Source organism: Corallococcus terminator (assembly GCF_003611635.1).
GTDB lineage: Bacteria > Myxococcota > Myxococcia > Myxococcales > Myxococcaceae > Corallococcus > Corallococcus terminator.
Genome location: NZ_RAVZ01000250.1, coordinates 1 through 15,193, shown reverse-complemented (window position 1 = coordinate 15,193; position 15,193 = coordinate 1). Strand labels below are relative to the sequence as shown.

Below are 15,193 nucleotides of genomic sequence, written 5' to 3'. Positions count from 1 at the left end.
CTCCAGGCGTGTTGGAGTTCGCGCTGGGGAAGGAGACCGCGTGGCCGCTCACAGTGCGCTCTCGGAAGGCTGGGGACCGCGTCCGCACGCGCTCGGGCCACCGCAAGCTGCAGGACGTGCTGGTGGATGCCCGTGTTCCGGCGGAGGCGCGCGACGCTCAACCGGTGGTGGTGGACGCGGACGGGGGGGTGTTGTGGCTTCCGGGGGTCCTGGCTTCCGTCGTGGACCGGCGCGAGGTGGCTTCCCGACACTCCCTGTGGGCGTCGCCTCCGGTCTCAAGCGAACGCGAGAGGCGTCGGTTATAGAGTCGATGCCTCGAAACGGGGGGATGGTCGCGGACCCCTAAATAGTTGAGGGCTTTTTACTGTTGCTGATACGGTCCGTCGCTGGCCTGCACACAGGCGGGCGCCGGGCAACTGACGAACATCGCCGGGGTTCTTCCCGGCACGGCCCTCATCCCGCCGAGTACCGAAAGGGCAGCTGAAACGTGCGTTCGACCTACAAGACCATCGGGCTCTGGGTCATCCTGATCGTCCTCTTCGTCGCCTTCTACAATTTCTTCTCGCAAGGCAACGAGCAGGTGCAGGAACCGACCTTCACCCAGCTTCTGACCAAGGTGGAGGAGAAGAAGGTCCGTGCCGTCTCCGTCAAGGGGAACACCTACTCCGGCACGTTCAACGATTCGACCGACAAGTTCCGGACCACGGGACCGCCGCCGGACGTGGCCGTGCTCAACCAACTCCGCGCCGCCGGCGTGGATGTGAAGTACGAGCGCGAGGAGCAGAACAGCCTCTGGCTCACCATCCTCGGGCAGTGGATGCCCGTCGTCTTCCTGTTCCTGTTCTTCATCTTCTTCATGCGCCAGCTCCAGGGCGGCAGCGGCAAGGCGATGACGTTCGGGAAGTCCAAGGCGAAGCTCCTGAGCGAAAGCCACAACAAGGTCACGTTCGCGGACGTGGCGGGCGTGGACGAGTGCAAGGAGGAGCTGGAGGAGATCGTCGCCTTCCTCAAGGACCCCAAGAAGTTCACCAAGCTGGGTGGCCGCATCCCCAAGGGCGTCCTGATGATGGGCCCTCCGGGTACGGGCAAGACGCTGCTCGCCCGCGCGGTGGCCGGTGAAGCGGGCGTCCCGTTCTTCTCCATCTCCGGTTCGGACTTCGTGGAGATGTTCGTGGGCGTTGGCGCCAGCCGCGTGCGCGACCTGTTCGAGCAGGGCAAGAAGAACGCCCCCTGCATCATCTTCATCGACGAAATCGACGCCGTGGGTCGCCACCGTGGCGCGGGCCTGGGCGGCGGTCACGACGAGCGCGAGCAGACGCTCAACCAGCTCCTGGTGGAGATGGACGGCTTCGAGTCCAACGACGGCGTCATCCTCATCGCCGCCACGAACCGTCCGGACGTGTTGGACCCGGCGCTCCAGCGCCCGGGCCGCTTCGACCGCCGCATCATCGTTCCCCGTCCCGACCTCAAGGGCCGCCTGGGCGTGCTGAAGGTGCACACCCGCCGCGTGCCGCTGGCGCCGGAAGTGGAACTGGAGGTCATCGCCCGCGGTACGCCCGGCATGACGGGCGCGGACCTGGAGAACCTGGTCAACGAGTCGGCCCTGATGGCCGCGCGCCAGAACAAGGAGCGCGTGGACCTGACGGACTTCGAGCAGGCCAAGGACAAGGTCTTCATGGGCCCGGAGCGCCGGTCCATGATCATGACCGACAAGGAGAAGCGGAACACGGCCGTCCACGAGGCCGGCCACGCGCTCCTCGCCAAGCTGCTGCCGGGCTGCGACCCGCTGCACAAGGTCACCATCATCCCGCGCGGTCAGGCCCTGGGTGTCACCTGGAGCCTGCCCACCGAGGACAAGGTGAACGGCTACCGCAAGCAGATCCTCGATCAGATCACCATGGCGATGGGTGGCCGCATCGCCGAGGAGATCATGTTCAACGAGATGAGCAGCGGCGCGGCGAACGACATCGAGCGGGCGACCGAAACGGCGCGCGCCATGGTGTGCCGCTGGGGCATGAGCGAGAAGATGGGCCCGCTGGCGTTCGGCAAGAGCGACGGTGAGGTGTTCCTGGGCCGCGACTTCAACTCGTCCAAGGACTACTCCGAGGACACCGCCCGGCAGATCGACGCGGAAGTGCGCAGCATCGTCGTGGGCTGCTACACGCACGGCAAGCAACTGCTCACCGACAAGATGGACGTGCTGCAGCGCGTGTCCGACGCCCTGGTGGAGTACGAGACGCTCGACGCCGAGGACGTGAACATCATCCTGCAGGGCGGCCAGCTCACCCGTGAGCGTCCGCCCCCGCGCGTCAGCTCCTCCCCGAAGCCGACGGAGAAGAAGGACAAGCGGAAGATCCTCGACGCGCTCGAGGGCCTGCCGAACATGGAGCCGAAGAAGGCGTAGTCGCCTCTCGCGGCACCTGCTGAAGTGACGAAGGCCCTTCCCGCGACTGTCGGGGAGGGCCTTTCGCTTTGCCGGCAGGTGCCGGGCCCCGCGCGGAATCCGGAGGACGCGGACCTTGCGCGCACGCACGAGGGTGCCGTCCGGCCTTCCGTGGGCGCGAGGAAGCGGCGACACTGGGCGTTCGCCAGCCCGTGCTTTCCGAGGTGCCCCGACCGTGATGCGTGCCCGTCTCATCTCCCGTGACCGTCCCGACGACCTGATGGTGGCGCTGCGCCGCCTGAACCTGTCCGTGCGCTCCTGCCAGCAGCTCACGCGAGAGCTGGGCCACGCGCAGGTGCTCGTCACGGGCGGGCGGCCCTCCTACGAGGAGGAGCTGCTGCCCGAATACGGCACCCGGGAGCGCGAACAGTTCCCGACCTGGGTGTCGGGCAAGGCCAGTGACCGGGCCGGGGACGCGCTCCTGTCCGGCAGCCGGAAGCAGTTCGAGCGGCTCATCGCCCTGGCCCGCAGGTCGCCCCGCACGGACGCGCTGGCGCGCGCGCTGGAGGCCGTGCTCGAACTCCAGGTAACGCCCGTGCTGGAGCTGGGCGGGCGCAGGTTCGAGTGGGGCACGCGCACGTACGTCATGGGCGTGGTGAACGTGACGCCGGACAGCTTCTCCGACGGCGGCCGGTTCCCGGACGCGGCCAGCGCGGTGGAGCACGGCGTGGCATTGGCGGAGGCAGGCGCGGACATCCTCGACGTGGGCGGGGAGTCCACGCGGCCGGGCTCGCTCCCGGTGCCCGCGGAGGAGGAGCTGGCGCGCGTGCTCCAGGTGGTGGAGGGCCTGCGGGCGCGCACGTCGGTGCCCATCTCCGTGGACACGATGAAGGCGTCGGTGGCGACCGAGGTGCTCAAGGCCGGAGCGCACCTCATCAACGACGTCACCGGCTTCCACTTCGACCCGACCCTGCCCGGCGTGGTGGCCGCGGCGGGCGCGGCGTGTTGTCTGATGCACACCCAGGGGATGCCCCGGACGATGCAGCAGACGCCCCACTACGAGGACGTGATGGGCGAGGTGATGGACTACCTGGAGCAGGGCGTGCTCCAGGCGCTGCTGGCGGGCATCCCTCGCGAGCGCATCCTGTTGGACCCCGGCATCGGGTTTGGCAAGACGCTGGAGCACAACCTCTTCCTGCTGCGAAGGCTGGAGGAGCTGCGCGGGTTGGGTCAGCCGCTGCTCGTGGGCACCAGCCGCAAGTCCTTCCTCGGCAAGCTCACGGGCGGCAGGGGCCCCTCCGAGCGGCTGGCGGCCACGCTGGGGTCGGTGGCGGCGATGGCGGTGATGGGCGGCGCGGACGTGGTCCGGGTGCACGATGTGACGGAAGCGCGCGACGCGCTGGCGGTGGCGGATGCCATTCGCCACGCCCGGGGTGGCGGTGACCTGTACGGCGCCTGACGCACGCAAGCCTGAGCGTCATAAAGAGGCCAGGCGGGCATGCCTGGGTGCTTGCCTGGTGCTCGCCCCATCCCTACGTTCGAGCCCGCGTGTCGGAAGGGGTATAAGCCCCGGGACGTGTGAGCGTGGCCGGAGTTCTTCCGGCGTGGGAAAGGTGGAGCGGGACACATGGCGTACAGGATGAACATGCCCCCCAAGGAAGCGCAGAAGACGGAGCGGCTGTTCGGCACCGACGGCGTGCGCGGCGTCGCCAACGTCTATCCGATGACGGCCGAGGTCGCGATGAAGCTCGGCCGCGCGCTCGCGTACCTCATCCGCAACGGTCCGCACCGGCACCGCGTCATCGTGGGCAAGGACACGCGACTGTCCGGCTACATGCTGGAGCAGGCGCTGTCCGCCGGCCTCATCTCCATGGGCGTCGACGTGGAGCAGGTGGGCCCGCTGCCCACGCCCGGCATCTCCAACCTCACCACGTCCATGCGCGCGGACGCGGGCGCCGTCATCTCGGCGTCCCACAATCCCTACCAGGACAACGGCATCAAGTTCTTCTGGCGCGACGGCTTCAAGCTGCCGGATGAGACGGAAGCCAAGATTGAAGAGCTGGTCTCCAGCGGCGAAATCGACAACATCCGCCCCACGGCCACCAAGATTGGCCGCGCCATCCGCCTGGAGGACGCGCGGGGCCGCTACATCGTCTACCTGAAGGCCACCTTCCCCCGCGAGCTGACGCTGGAGGGGATGACCATCGTCGTGGATTGCGCCAACGGCGCGGCCTACAAGACGGCGCCCGCGGTGCTGGAGGAGCTGGGCGCGAAGGTCATCGCGCTGGGCGTGTCGCCGGACGGCAAGAACATCAACCACAAGTGCGGCGCGCTCCACCCGGAGGGCCTGGCCAAGGCGGTGGTGAAGCACGGCGCCCACCTGGGCGTGGCGCTGGATGGCGACGCGGACCGCCTCATCGTCGTGGACGAGAAGGGCAACGTCGTGGACGGCGATGCCATCATGGCCATCTGCACGGGTGAGCTCGTCGCGCGCAAGGAGCTGAAGAAGAAGACGCTCGTCGCCACGGTGATGAGCAACATCGGCCTGGAGCGCGCGGTGGCGCAGTGGGGCGTGAAGGTCGCGCGCACCCGCGTGGGCGACCGTCACGTCGTCGACGAGATGCGCCGCAATGGCTACAGCCTGGGCGGCGAGCAGAGCGGCCACCTCATCTTCCTCAACCACACCACCACCGGCGACGGCACGCTCGCGGCGCTCCAGTTGCTGGCGGTGATGTGCCGCCAGGGCAAGCCCCTGAGCGAGCTGGCCTCCATCTTCCAGCCCGTGCCGCAGACGCTGCTCAACGTGGTGGTGAAGCAGCGCCGGGAGCTGGGCGAGCTGCCCACGGTGATGAAGGCCATCAAGAACGTGGAGCAGAAGCTGGGCTCCACCGGCCGCGTGCTGGTGCGCTTCTCCGGCACCGAGCCCAAGGCCCGCGTCCTCATCGAAGGCGAGGACGCGACGCGCAACGAGGCCTACGCCCGCGAAATCGTCGAGGCACTCTCCAAGGCGCTCAACGGCTAGCCACACAGGGCATTCCGTCCTGCGGCCCTCGCAGGACGGTTGACTTCCGGACGCCGGCCACGAATAGAGGGGCCGGCGCGGGCCCGGGCCCCGGACAATCCCGCACCTCGCGCCGGGTGAGGAGCGGTCGATGGGACAGCGACTGGGTGTCAACGTGGATCACGTGGCGACGCTGCGGCAGGCGCGGCGCACCGTGTATCCGGATCCGGTGACGGCGGCGGCGATGGCGGAGCTGGCCGGCGCCCGGCAGATCACCATCCACCTGCGCGAGGACCGGCGCCACATCCAGGACCGGGACCTGCGCATCCTCCGCGACACGGTGCAGACACTCCTGAATCTGGAGATGGCCGCCACCGCGGAGATGGTGAAGATCGCCTACGAGTACAAGCCGGACGTGGTGACGCTCGTGCCCGAGCGGCGCGAGGAGCTCACCACCGAGGGTGGCCTGGAGGTCGCGGGCCAGCGCGAAACCATCGCGAAGATCATCAAGAACCTGAAGGACGGGGAGATCGCCGTCTCGCTGTTCATCGACCCGGACCTGGACCAGGTGCGCGCGTCGCACAAGGTGAACGCGGACCGGGTGGAGCTGCACACGGGGCGCTACTGCGAGGCGCGCAACGACAAGGAGCGCGCGCGGGAGCTGGCGCGCATCGTGGACGCGGCCAAGGCGAGCGCGAAGCTGGGCATGGGCGTGGCGGCGGGCCACGGGCTCAACTACGACAACGTGCAGGCCATCGCGCGCATCCAGGAGATCGACGAGCTCAACATCGGGCACGCCATCGTCGGGCGCGCGGTGCTGGTGGGCTTCGAGCGCGCGGTGCGAGAGATGTTGGAACTGATGCGCGACCCGGGGTAGCCGCCATGTCCATCGTCGGCCTGGGGTTGGACCTCTGCTCCATCGAGCGCATCCAGCGCATCCTCGACGGTCCGCGCAAGGATGCGTTCCTGGCGCGCGTGTACACCGAGGGCGAGCGTGCCTACTGCGCGCCCCGCCACGACGCGGCCAGTGCCTTCGCGGCGAGGTTCGCGGCGAAGGAGGCGCTGGTGAAGGCGATGGGCGTGCCGCCGGGCGTACACTGGAAGGACATGGAGGTGGTGCGCGAGGGCGGCCCGCCGCGCTTCGTGCTCTCCGGCGTGGCCCGTGAAGTGATGGAAGCGCGAGGGTGGGAGGCGATGCTCGCGCTCACCCATGATGCCGGCGTGGCCGCGGCCACGGTGGTGCTCCAGACGAAGTGAAGCAGGAAGGACTGAAGCCATGCAGCGCGTGCTCACCGCCGTCCAGATGCGTGAAGCCGAAGCGGCCGCCCAGGAACGTCACGGGATGCCCTCCGGGTTGTTGATGGAGAACGCGGGCCGCGCGCTCGCGGATGCTGCCCGGAGCATCGCGGGTCCCGGCGGGCGCTTCACCGTGCTCTGCGGCCCCGGCAACAACGGCGGGGACGGGCTCGTCGCCGCGCGCTTCCTGCTCGAAGGCGGGGCGCGCGTGGTGGTGTCGCTGGTGGGGGACCCGGCGAAGCTCACCGCGGAGTCGAAGCGCAACCTCCAGGCGCTGGAGGGCTTTGGCGAATCGCCGCGCGCCTTCGAAGCGCTGCCGGAGTCGGGCGCGGGCGACGTGATTGTGGACGCGCTCTTCGGCACCGGCCTGCGCCGCGCGCCGGAAGGGGCGTTCGCGGATGCGATTGGCACCGTGGCGCGGTGGCGGCGCGCGGGGGCGAAGGTGGTGGCGGCGGACGTGCCGTCGGGCCTCCAGAGCGACACCGCGGAGCCCTTCGCGCTGTGCGTGGAGGCGGACGTCACGGTGGCCTTCGGGTTCCTGAAGCCCGCGCATGAGCTGGAGCCCGGCGCGTCGCTGTGTGGGGACGTGCGGCGCGTGGACATCGGTCTGGGCGGTGAGTCGGCCCGGGCGGTGTCGGGCGCGGAGCTGCTGCGGGTGGAGGAGCAGGACGCGCGCGACGTGATTCCGGCGCGCCGCGCGGACACGCACAAGGGCACCTACGGCCACGTGCTGGTGGTGGCGGGCAGCCCGGGCAAGACGGGCGCGGCGGCGATGGTGGCCCTGTCGGCGCTGCGCAGCGGGGTGGGGCTCGTCACGGTGGCCACGCGCGCGGAGGCGCTGCCGTGGGTGATGGCGCACTCGCCGGAGATCATGGGCATCGCCCTGCCGGGAGAGGGGCCGCTGGGCAAGGGCGACCTGGAGGCGCTGAAGAGCGCGCTGGAGGGCAAGGACGCGCTGGTGATGGGCCCGGGCATCCCCCGGGGGCCGGAGACGGGCGCGTTGATTGGCGACCTGCTGGCGGCGGTGGACGTGCCCGCGGTGCTGGACGCGGACGCCCTCAATGCCGTGGCGGAGGACCTGACCGTGCTGCGCCGGGCGAAGGGCCCCGTGCTGCTCACGCCGCACCCGGGTGAGATGGCCCGGCTGTGGGGGCGGACGACGAAGGATGTGCAGCAGCACCGCGTGGGCGTGGCCCTGAACATGGCCACGTCGCTCAACGTGACGGTGGTGCTCAAGGGCTCGCGCACGCTCATCGCGGAGCCGGGGGGGCGCGTGTTCATCAACCCCACGGGCAACGCGGGCATGGCCACCGGCGGCACCGGCGACGTGCTGTCGGGCGTGTGCGGCGCGCTGCTCGCGCAGGGCATCAAGCTGCCCAAGGCGGCGTGGACGGCGGTGTACGCGCACGGGCTCGCGGGCGACCTCGCGGCGAAGCGGCGGGGCTTGATGGGCCTCATCGCCACGGACCTCCTGGAGGACCTGGGGGCGGTCTGGGTGCGGTGGGGGCGATGAGCGAGCCCACTCGCACGCGGCGCCTCGTGTCGCCATCTCCCGAGGAGACGCATGCGCTGGGCGTGAAGCTGGGCGAGTTGCTTGCGCCCGGGGACTTCGTGGGCCTCGTGGGCGAACTGGGCGCGGGCAAGACGCACCTGGTGCGCGGCGTGGCGGAAGGGGCAGGGGTGGCGAAGTCCGAGGTCGCGAGCCCCACGTTCGCCATCGTGTATCCGTACGAGGGCCGCATCCCGCTGTACCACGCGGACCTGTACCGCCTGGCCGACTACGAGGAGCTGTACGCCACCGGCTTCGTGGACATGGTCGCCGACAACGACCGCGCGATGCTGGTGGAGTGGTTGGACCGCATCCCCCAGGCCGCGCCGCGCGAGTTCCTGCGCGTCACGCTGCGCCATGAAGGGGAGGCCGCGCGGAGCCTGGAGGCGGAGGCCTTCGGCGCGCGTCCCGCGGCACTGCTGGAGTCGTGGCTCGGCTGAAGCCGTGCTGTCAGGCCGCGCTGCTGTGGTTCGGCTCCGGCGCGCGCGGGTTCAGCACGCTTTCGGCCAGCGTCTGCACCTTCCAACGGCGGAAGACGAGCCGCGCGTCCACGCCCACCACGTCCTCTTCATCCACCTGCGCCCAGTGAGGACCGCCGCACAGCGACTCACTGGCGACGAGGAACTGCTGGAGCGGCACGTCCGTGTTCGGCGCGCGCAGTGCTTCCGGGCAGCCGCCGATGCCGGAGGAGATGAAGAGCGTGCGGTTGCGGCGCGTGGCCACCATCGCCTCGCCGTCCGTGACGAGGAAGTTCATCGCGGAGCGCTCCTTCGGCTCGCGGCTTCCCGGCACGTCCGTCATCGCGGACACGAGCGTCATCGTCTCCGCGAGCGCCCGCGCCATCGACTCCACCGGCACCGACCCGTCGAGCGGGCCCCGCACCCCGAGCCGCGACAGGAACAGATAGAAGCAGCGCTCGCTGTCCGTGGTGCCCTTGATGTTGACGCGCAGCTCCGGGTGGATGAGCGCTTCCACGGCGGCCTTGTGCTTCGCGAACTCGCGCAGCGTGCCGTTGTGCACGAAGGACCAGCGGCCGAAGTGGAACGGGTGCGAGTTGCGGATCTCCACCGCCCCCACGCTCGCGAGCCGGATGTGCGCGACCACGGTGCGCGCGGACACCTGGCTGGACACCCGCTCGAAGTCAGGGTCGCTGTGCGCGGGCCCCACGCCATGCGCCACGAGCGGGGAGCATTCCGGGCCGTACGAGGCGATGCCCCAACCATCCTTGTGCTCACGCGACTGGATGAGGAGCGAGTTCCTCTCCGTCACCAGGGCGGTATGGACAGCAGCGGGAACCGCGGATCTGAATCCAAATAGTCGGCACATGGTGGCAGCTGATCTCTACAACGGCCGGCCCACGAGGGAAGTTCCACCTGCCCCCTCGGACGATGCCCGTTGTTCAGCGGCACCCACTCAGGGACAGCAATCCATCCGCGCGCGGCCCACCACCTGTCCGCTCTTCACCACCACCCGCGCGTGGCTGATACCCAGATGATAAGGCAGGTGCCGGTAGCTGCGACACCCGAAGACCACCAGGTCGCCCGCATCACCCACGGCCAGGCGCCCCTGCCGTTGCAACCCCAAGCATTGCGCGGCGCCCCGTGTGGCGGCCCAGTACGCCTCGGCGGCCGTCAGCCCGTTCTCCAGGCAGGCGAGCCCCAGCACCAGCGCCAGGTTTTCCGTCATGGAGGAACCGGGGTTCACGTTTGAACCCAAAGCAATGTTGACGCCCGCGTCGCGCAGCTTCCGGCCGGGCGCATAGGGGCGCATGCGCAGGAAGAGGGTGGAGGTGGGGACGAGCACGGCGGTGACGTTCGCGGCGGCGAGCGCGCGGATGCCTTCGTCCGTCACCTGCTCCAGGTGGTCCGCGCTGGAGGCGCCCACTTCCGCGGCGAGCGCGGAGGCCCCGCAGGCGGTGAGCTGATCCGCGTGCAGGCGCGGCGTGAGGCCCAGCGCCTTGCCCGCGAGCAGCAGGCGGCGCGACTCGTCCACGGTGAAGGCGCTCTCCTCCGTGAAGACGTCGCAGAAGCGCGCCAGTCCTTCGCGGGCCACGGCGGGGAGGATTTCGTTGATGCACAGGTCCAGGTACTCGCCCCGGCGGCCCTGGTACTCCGCCGGCACCGCGTGAGCGCACAGGAGCGTGGGTACCAGCTCCAGCGGGGACAGCGTGCCCAGCCTGCGCACCGCGCGCAGCATCTTCAATTCGTCCGCCAGCGACAGGCCGTAGCCGCTCTTCACCTCCGCCGTCGTCACGCCCTGCGCGAGCAGGCGCTCCAGGCGGGGCAGGGCGAGCCGGGCCAGCTCCTCCTCGCTGGCCGCGCGGGTGGCGCCCACCGTGTTGACGATGCCGCCGCCCGCCTTGGCGATTTCGAGGTACGTGGCGCCCTGGTTGCGCAGGTCGAACTCGGCGGAGCGCTCCCCGGCGAAGACCAGGTGCGTGTGCGGATCCACGAAGCCCGGGCCCACGAAGCCGCCCTCGGCGTCGATGATCTCCGTCGCGTCCGTGAGCGCGCCCCTGGGCAGGTCCGCTTCCTTCCCCACGAAGGCCACGCGGCCCTGGCGGATGCCCACGCAGGCGGAGGGGCGCGGCGTGAGGGCCACCTCGGCGGGCTCGCGGTGCGTGCCCTCCACGGTGAGCACCTCGGAGGTGTTGCGAACCCACAGGTCGAGCGCTTCCGTCATGTGTCAGCGTCCTCCACGCACGCCAGCGATGGGCACGTTCCAACTGCTGCCATTCGCGCGGGCCCGGCCATAGCCGCCGGACACTTCCAGCTTCGACTTGCCTGCCTCGCCCAGCGAAATCTGCGCGGCCACCACGGCGCCGTAATACACGCTCGTCACCTGCGAGCCGGGGTTCACCAGGGACTGGTTCACCCCAAAGAACGGCACCAGCCCCAGCGACATGCCGGGCTCCGGATGCACGGTGAAGGCGCAGGTGCCCTCCATGCCGAACAGGCTGCTGGTGCTGTCCGTATCGCCCAGGCCGAAGTCCGACGCGCCCCGCACCGCGAACGCCGGGGCCAGGCCCACCGTCGGCGAACCGATGTAGTACGAGAGGCCCGAGTACAGGCCGTAGCCCGGCACCGGCGCGAGGAAGAACTCCCCCTGGAGTCCTACGTGCAGGGACAGCCGCTCATCCAAGGGCAGCGTCACCGCACCGTCGAAGGCGATGCCCCACTGCTCGCTGTTGAAGGGCTTTGCGTCGCCCTGGAAGGTGCCGTCCAGCTCCCCGCGCTCGGACAACTGCGGGGCGCTGAGGCGGGGGCCGGAGCGGAAGCCGATTTGATAGAACCGCTCGTTGGACATGCCCGGACCCATGCGCATCACCATGGGCCCGGTGGTGGTGGGCGTGCAGGCCGCGAGCACGGCCAACACCCCCGTCATCAAGATTGCGCGGATCCGGCTTGGCATCCGGCGCACTCTAGGCGGTGAGGCCCGGGATGCGCACGCCCCGCTCCTTCGCGACGTCGGTGGCTTCCGTGTAGCCGGCGTCCGCGTGGCGCAGCACGCCCATGGCCGGGTCGGAGGTGAGCACGCGCTCGATGCGGCGCGCGGCCTCCGGCGTTCCGTCCGCGACGATGACCTGACCCGCGTGCAGCGAGTAGCCCATGCCCACGCCGCCGCCGTGGTGGAAGGACACCCACGAGGCGCCGTTCACCGCGTTCACCAGCGCGTTCAGGATGGGCCAGTCCGCCACCGCGTCGGAGCCGTCCTTCATGGCCTCCGTCTCGCGGTTGGGGGACGCCACGCTGCCGCAGTCCAGGTGGTCGCGGCCAATCACGATGGGCGCCTTCACCTCGCCCTTGCGGACCAGCTCGTTGAACGCGAGCCCCGCCTTGGCGCGCTCGCCGTAGCCCAACCAGCAGATGCGCGCGGGCAAGCCCTGGAACGCCACGCGCTCCTGGGCCATGTCCAGCCAGCGGTTGAGCGATGCCTTGTGCGGGAACAGCTCGCGCACCGCGCGGTCCGTGCGGCGGATGTCCTCCGGGTCTCCGGACAGCGCCACCCAGCGGAACGGGCCCATGCCCTCGCAGAACAGCGGGCGGATGTACGCGGGCACGAAGCCGGGGAACTCGAAGGCGTTCTGCATGCCGCCCACCTTCGCCTGGCCGCGCAGGTTGTTGCCGTAGTCGAACACGTGGCTGCCGGCGGCCTGGAAGTCGTTCATCGCCTGCACGTGCATGATCATCGACTCGCGCGCGCGCTTCACGTAGCCCTCGGGGTCGCGCTTGCGCAGCTCCGCCGCGGCCTCCAGCGACAGGTCCGTGGGGATGTAGCCGTTGAGCGGATCATGCGCGCTCGTCTGGTCCGTCACGAGGTCCGGCTTGATGCCGCGCTTGTACAGTTCGCGGAACACCGACGCCGCGTTGCCGATGATGGCGATGGAGCGGCCCACGCGCTTGGCTTGCGCGTCCTTCGCCAGGGCCAGCGCCTCGTCGATGTCCTTGGCCACGACGTCCAGGTAGCGCGTCTCCACGCGGCGCTGGGCGCGGTGCGGATCGATTTCGACGCCCAGGAACACGGCGTTGTTCATCGTGGCGGCAAGCGGCTGCGCGCCGCCCATGCCACCCAGGCCGCCGGAGAGGATGAGGCGGCCGGCCAGGTCCTCGCTGCCGAAGTGGAAGCGGCCCGCGGCGGCGAAGGTCTCGTAGGTGCCCTGCAGGATGCCCTGCGTGCCGATGTAGATCCACGAGCCGGCCGTCATCTGGCCGTACATCATGAGGCCCTTCTTCTCCAGCTCGTGGAAGTGCTCCCAGTTGGCCCAGTGGCCCACGAGGTTGGAGTTGGCGATGAGCACGCGCGGCGCGTCCGGATGCGTGCGCAGGATGCCCACGGGCTTGCCGGACTGCACGAGCAGCGTCTCGTCGTCGGTGAGGCTCTGGAGGCTCGACACGATGCGGTCGAACGACGGCCAGTCGCGGGCGGCCTTGCCGGTGCCGCCGTAGACGACGAGGTCTCCGGGCTGCTCGGCCACGTCCGGGTCGAGGTTGTTCATCAGCATCCGGAGCGCGGCCTCCTGCACCCAGCCCTTGCAGGAGAGGGTGGTGCCGCGAGAGGCGCGGATGATGCGGGACATGCGGAAGGCTCCTGGAAAGGTGGCGCGTGAAGGGGCGCCCGGGCGGGCACCCTAACCGAACCTCCCACGTCGCGGGGGGCCGCCGTGCAGGCCGTGTCCCCTCGCGAACCCGGGCCGCCTGGACGCCGTGCGTCAGTAGTCCTTGCGCGCCCCCACGCTGGCGAAGAAGCGGAACTTGTTGGTGCTGTCGAAGAACTGGATGCTGCTGCCCGAGTCCAGCCCGACGAGGGTCCCCCGGCAGTTGCCGCAGAGGAGCGCGCCATTCCGGCGGATGTTCCACTGCCCCATCATGACGTTCTCGGTGGGGAAGCTGGCGGAGCCGCTGATCAGCTCGACGTCATAGTCCCGGAAGGTGGGGGTGGGGCTGCCAAGGATGACGGCGCGACCGTGCAGGTTCGCGAACATGGCCCCGGTGGAGTCGCTCCAACTGATCACCACGCCCCCTTCCGTCACCGGATAAAGGGTCGAGCCCGAGTTGTCGGCGATGTACATGCCGCTGTCGGACCAGATGCTGTGCACCCCGGCGGCGGCCAGGGCGGGGAGGGACAACAGCAGCGCGGCGGCGACGGCGAAACGCACGGCCTTCATGGGAGCTCCGGGTGATGGGGGCGCGGGGGTTTCCGCGTGTGCCCCCATCCTGCATGAGACCCGCTATGCGTGAAAGACGTGTTTAACGTGTAGGCGCCGCGCGTCAGTAGTCCTGGCGCGAGTCCACGTAGGCGCTGAAGCCGTAGACCTCACCGCTCGTGTAGAACTTGATGCCCCAGCCGACCGGCGCCGTCAGTCCATAGGCGCTGCCGGTGCAGCCCCCACAGAGGAGCACGCCGTTGCGGTGGATGTTCCACAGGCCGGTGATGTTGGAGGACGTGACGGACGTCACGGACGAGCCGACCAGGTTGAAGGCGTAGGTGTTGCCGTTCGCGATGCCGTTGAAGCTCGCATACGCGGCGAACGTGCTCTCGTTCCAGGTGATCGTCATGTTGACGCCCGTCGCCGGATACGACGCGTAATTGTCGACAATGGACAGGCCGTGGGTGGACTGGATGCTGTGGCCTGCCAGGGCGGGGACGGACACGAACAACGCGGCGGCTGCGACGAAGGAAGCGATGGCCTTCATGGAATGGCTCCTGCTGGGGGGAAACGCGGAGTGCCGTGAAGCACCCCGCGTGCAACCCATCCTGCATGAGACCGGTGATACATGAAAGACGAGTTTAATTGGCTAAGCCGGGTTTCAGTAGTCCTTGCGCGTCGTCACGTAGGAGCCGAAGCCGTAGACCTCACCGGTCGTGTAGACCTTGAAGTAGCTGCCCACCGGTGAGGTCAGCTCGTACGCGCGGCCGGTGCAGCCGCCGCAGACCAGCACGCCATTGCGGCGGACGTTCCAGAGCCCCGTGATTTCATACAGGGTCGTGGTGGCCGGAGAGCCGACGAGCTCGAAGTCGTACTCGTTGCCGCCCGCGAAGCCGTGGAAGTTCACGAACGCGGCGCGGGTGGCCACGTTCCAGCTCACCACCGCGTTCGAGCTCGTGACCTGGAGCGAGCCCGCGGTGTTGTCCTTCACGAACAGGCCCTGGCTGGACCAGATGCTGTGGACGTCCGCGGCCAGGGCGGGGACGGACAGGAACAGCGCGGCGACGACGAGGGAGCGCAAGGACTTCATGGGGGAACCTCCAAGAGGGGATGAAACGCGGCGTCGGGGGACACTCCGCGTGAACCCATCCTGCACAGGGCCGCGAGGCTTGAAAATATGGGCTAGTCCTTAGTACTACTCAGTCAGTTGCGTCGAGTCGAGGGGCATGATCTACGTCGAGGTCATGACCCCTGCACAGATGCGCAAGCTGGACAGAGAGCTGCGCGAGTACCTGGAGTCGATGGTGGAGGGGATGG

Annotated in this window: 15 protein-coding genes; 8 read left to right on the top strand and 7 right to left on the bottom strand. The window is 69.4% G+C overall.

The features are described 5' to 3' along the window. From tilS to tsaE, 8 genes are all read left to right on the top strand, one after another. Nucleotides 1-305, top strand: a 305-nt coding sequence (gene tilS / locus D7V88_RS29080) for a tRNA lysidine(34) synthetase TilS (protein WP_147448907.1), incomplete at its 5' end; no start/stop codon positions are given. 182 nt (nt 306-487) lie between these two features. Then, nucleotides 488-2,404 carry an ATP-dependent zinc metalloprotease FtsH gene (gene ftsH, locus D7V88_RS29075; protein WP_120543880.1) on the top strand — a complete coding sequence of 639 codons (1,917 nt, stop codon included), beginning with the start codon at nt 488-490 and terminating at the stop codon, nt 2,402-2,404. Between the two features lie 217 nt (nt 2,405-2,621). Beyond that, complete coding sequence (gene folP / locus D7V88_RS29070) at nt 2,622-3,842, top strand: dihydropteroate synthase (RefSeq protein ID WP_341870719.1); 1,221 nt, start codon at nt 2,622-2,624, stop codon at nt 3,840-3,842. Between the two features lie 168 nt (nt 3,843-4,010). Next, entirely contained in the window at nt 4,011-5,405 is a 1,395-nt protein-coding gene (gene glmM, locus D7V88_RS29065; RefSeq protein ID WP_120543878.1) for a phosphoglucosamine mutase, read from the top strand. Nucleotides 5,406-5,535: 130 nt separating this feature from the next. Further along, complete coding sequence (locus D7V88_RS29060; protein WP_120533554.1) at nt 5,536-6,261, top strand: pyridoxine 5'-phosphate synthase; 726 nt, start codon at nt 5,536-5,538, stop codon at nt 6,259-6,261. 5 nt (nt 6,262-6,266) lie between these two features. Beyond that, the gene (acpS, locus tag D7V88_RS29055; RefSeq protein WP_120533555.1) at nt 6,267-6,641 is read left to right on the top strand and encodes a holo-ACP synthase; all 375 of its coding nucleotides are present in this window, start codon (nt 6,267-6,269) and stop codon (nt 6,639-6,641) included. A gap of 19 nt (nt 6,642-6,660) precedes the next feature. Next, on the top strand, nt 6,661-8,193 hold the full coding sequence (locus tag D7V88_RS29050; RefSeq protein ID WP_120543877.1) for an NAD(P)H-hydrate dehydratase: 1,533 nt from the start codon (nt 6,661-6,663) through the stop codon (nt 8,191-8,193). Continuing rightward, nucleotides 8,190-8,669 carry a tRNA (adenosine(37)-N6)-threonylcarbamoyltransferase complex ATPase subunit type 1 TsaE gene (gene tsaE, locus D7V88_RS29045; protein WP_120543876.1) on the top strand — a complete coding sequence of 160 codons (480 nt, stop codon included), beginning with the start codon at nt 8,190-8,192 and terminating at the stop codon, nt 8,667-8,669. The genes D7V88_RS29050 and tsaE overlap by 4 nt, the downstream gene beginning before the upstream one ends. Nucleotides 8,670-8,679: 10 nt before the next feature. Here tsaE and D7V88_RS29040 read toward each other — a convergent pair whose 3' ends face one another. The 7 genes from D7V88_RS29040 to D7V88_RS29010 form a co-directional block, all read right to left on the bottom strand. Beyond that, the gene (locus tag D7V88_RS29040) at nt 8,680-9,555 is read right to left on the bottom strand and encodes a class II glutamine amidotransferase (protein ID WP_120543875.1); all 876 of its coding nucleotides are present in this window, start codon (nt 9,553-9,555) and stop codon (nt 8,680-8,682) included. Nucleotides 9,556-9,642: 87 nt separating this feature from the next. After that, nucleotides 9,643-10,911, bottom strand: coding sequence for an imidazolonepropionase (gene hutI, locus D7V88_RS29035; RefSeq protein ID WP_120543874.1), 1,269 nt, complete (start codon nt 10,909-10,911; stop codon nt 9,643-9,645). A gap of 3 nt (nt 10,912-10,914) precedes the next feature. Further along, nucleotides 10,915-11,640, bottom strand: coding sequence for a hypothetical protein (locus D7V88_RS29030; RefSeq protein WP_120543881.1), 726 nt, complete (start codon nt 11,638-11,640; stop codon nt 10,915-10,917). A gap of 10 nt (nt 11,641-11,650) precedes the next feature. Then, entirely contained in the window at nt 11,651-13,306 is a 1,656-nt protein-coding gene (gene hutU, locus D7V88_RS29025) for a urocanate hydratase (protein WP_120543873.1), read from the bottom strand. Between the two features lie 132 nt (nt 13,307-13,438). Continuing rightward, nucleotides 13,439-13,894 (bottom strand): hypothetical protein, encoded by a 456-nt coding sequence (locus tag D7V88_RS29020; protein ID WP_120543872.1) that lies wholly within the window; start codon nt 13,892-13,894, stop codon nt 13,439-13,441. Nucleotides 13,895-13,997: 103 nt separating this feature from the next. After that, nucleotides 13,998-14,423: a hypothetical protein gene (locus D7V88_RS29015; protein WP_120543871.1), complete on the bottom strand. Its 426-nt coding sequence runs from the start codon at nt 14,421-14,423 to the stop codon at nt 13,998-14,000. A 114-nt stretch (nt 14,424-14,537) separates the two neighbouring features. Beyond that, entirely contained in the window at nt 14,538-14,966 is a 429-nt protein-coding gene (locus tag D7V88_RS29010; protein WP_120543870.1) for a hypothetical protein, read from the bottom strand. Nucleotides 14,967-15,193 lie beyond the last annotated feature (227 nt).

Bases quoted from the DNA above. Each gene is read 5' to 3' on its own strand.
- D7V88_RS29050 (WP_120543877.1), top strand. From the start codon at position 6,661: ATGCAGCGCGTGCTCACCGCCGTCCAGATGCGTGAAGCCGAAGCGGCC.
- D7V88_RS29060 (WP_120533554.1), top strand. From the start codon at position 5,536: ATGGGACAGCGACTGGGTGTCAACGTGGATCACGTGGCGACGCTGCGG.
- hutI (WP_120543874.1), bottom strand. From the start codon at position 10,911: ATGACGGAAGCGCTCGACCTGTGGGTTCGCAACACCTCCGAGGTGCTC.
- acpS (WP_120533555.1), top strand. From the start codon at position 6,267: ATGTCCATCGTCGGCCTGGGGTTGGACCTCTGCTCCATCGAGCGCATC.
- hutU (WP_120543873.1), bottom strand. From the start codon at position 13,306: ATGTCCCGCATCATCCGCGCCTCTCGCGGCACCACCCTCTCCTGCAAG.
- D7V88_RS29030 (WP_120543881.1), bottom strand. From the start codon at position 11,640: ATGCCAAGCCGGATCCGCGCAATCTTGATGACGGGGGTGTTGGCCGTG.
- folP (WP_341870719.1), top strand. From the start codon at position 2,622: ATGCGTGCCCGTCTCATCTCCCGTGACCGTCCCGACGACCTGATGGTG.
- D7V88_RS29010 (WP_120543870.1), bottom strand. From the start codon at position 14,966: ATGAAGTCCTTGCGCTCCCTCGTCGTCGCCGCGCTGTTCCTGTCCGTC.
- glmM (WP_120543878.1), top strand. From the start codon at position 4,011: ATGGCGTACAGGATGAACATGCCCCCCAAGGAAGCGCAGAAGACGGAG.
- D7V88_RS29015 (WP_120543871.1), bottom strand. From the start codon at position 14,423: ATGAAGGCCATCGCTTCCTTCGTCGCAGCCGCCGCGTTGTTCGTGTCC.
- D7V88_RS29040 (WP_120543875.1), bottom strand. From the start codon at position 9,555: ATGTGCCGACTATTTGGATTCAGATCCGCGGTTCCCGCTGCTGTCCAT.
- tsaE (WP_120543876.1), top strand. From the start codon at position 8,190: ATGAGCGAGCCCACTCGCACGCGGCGCCTCGTGTCGCCATCTCCCGAG.
- D7V88_RS29020 (WP_120543872.1), bottom strand. From the start codon at position 13,894: ATGAAGGCCGTGCGTTTCGCCGTCGCCGCCGCGCTGCTGTTGTCCCTC.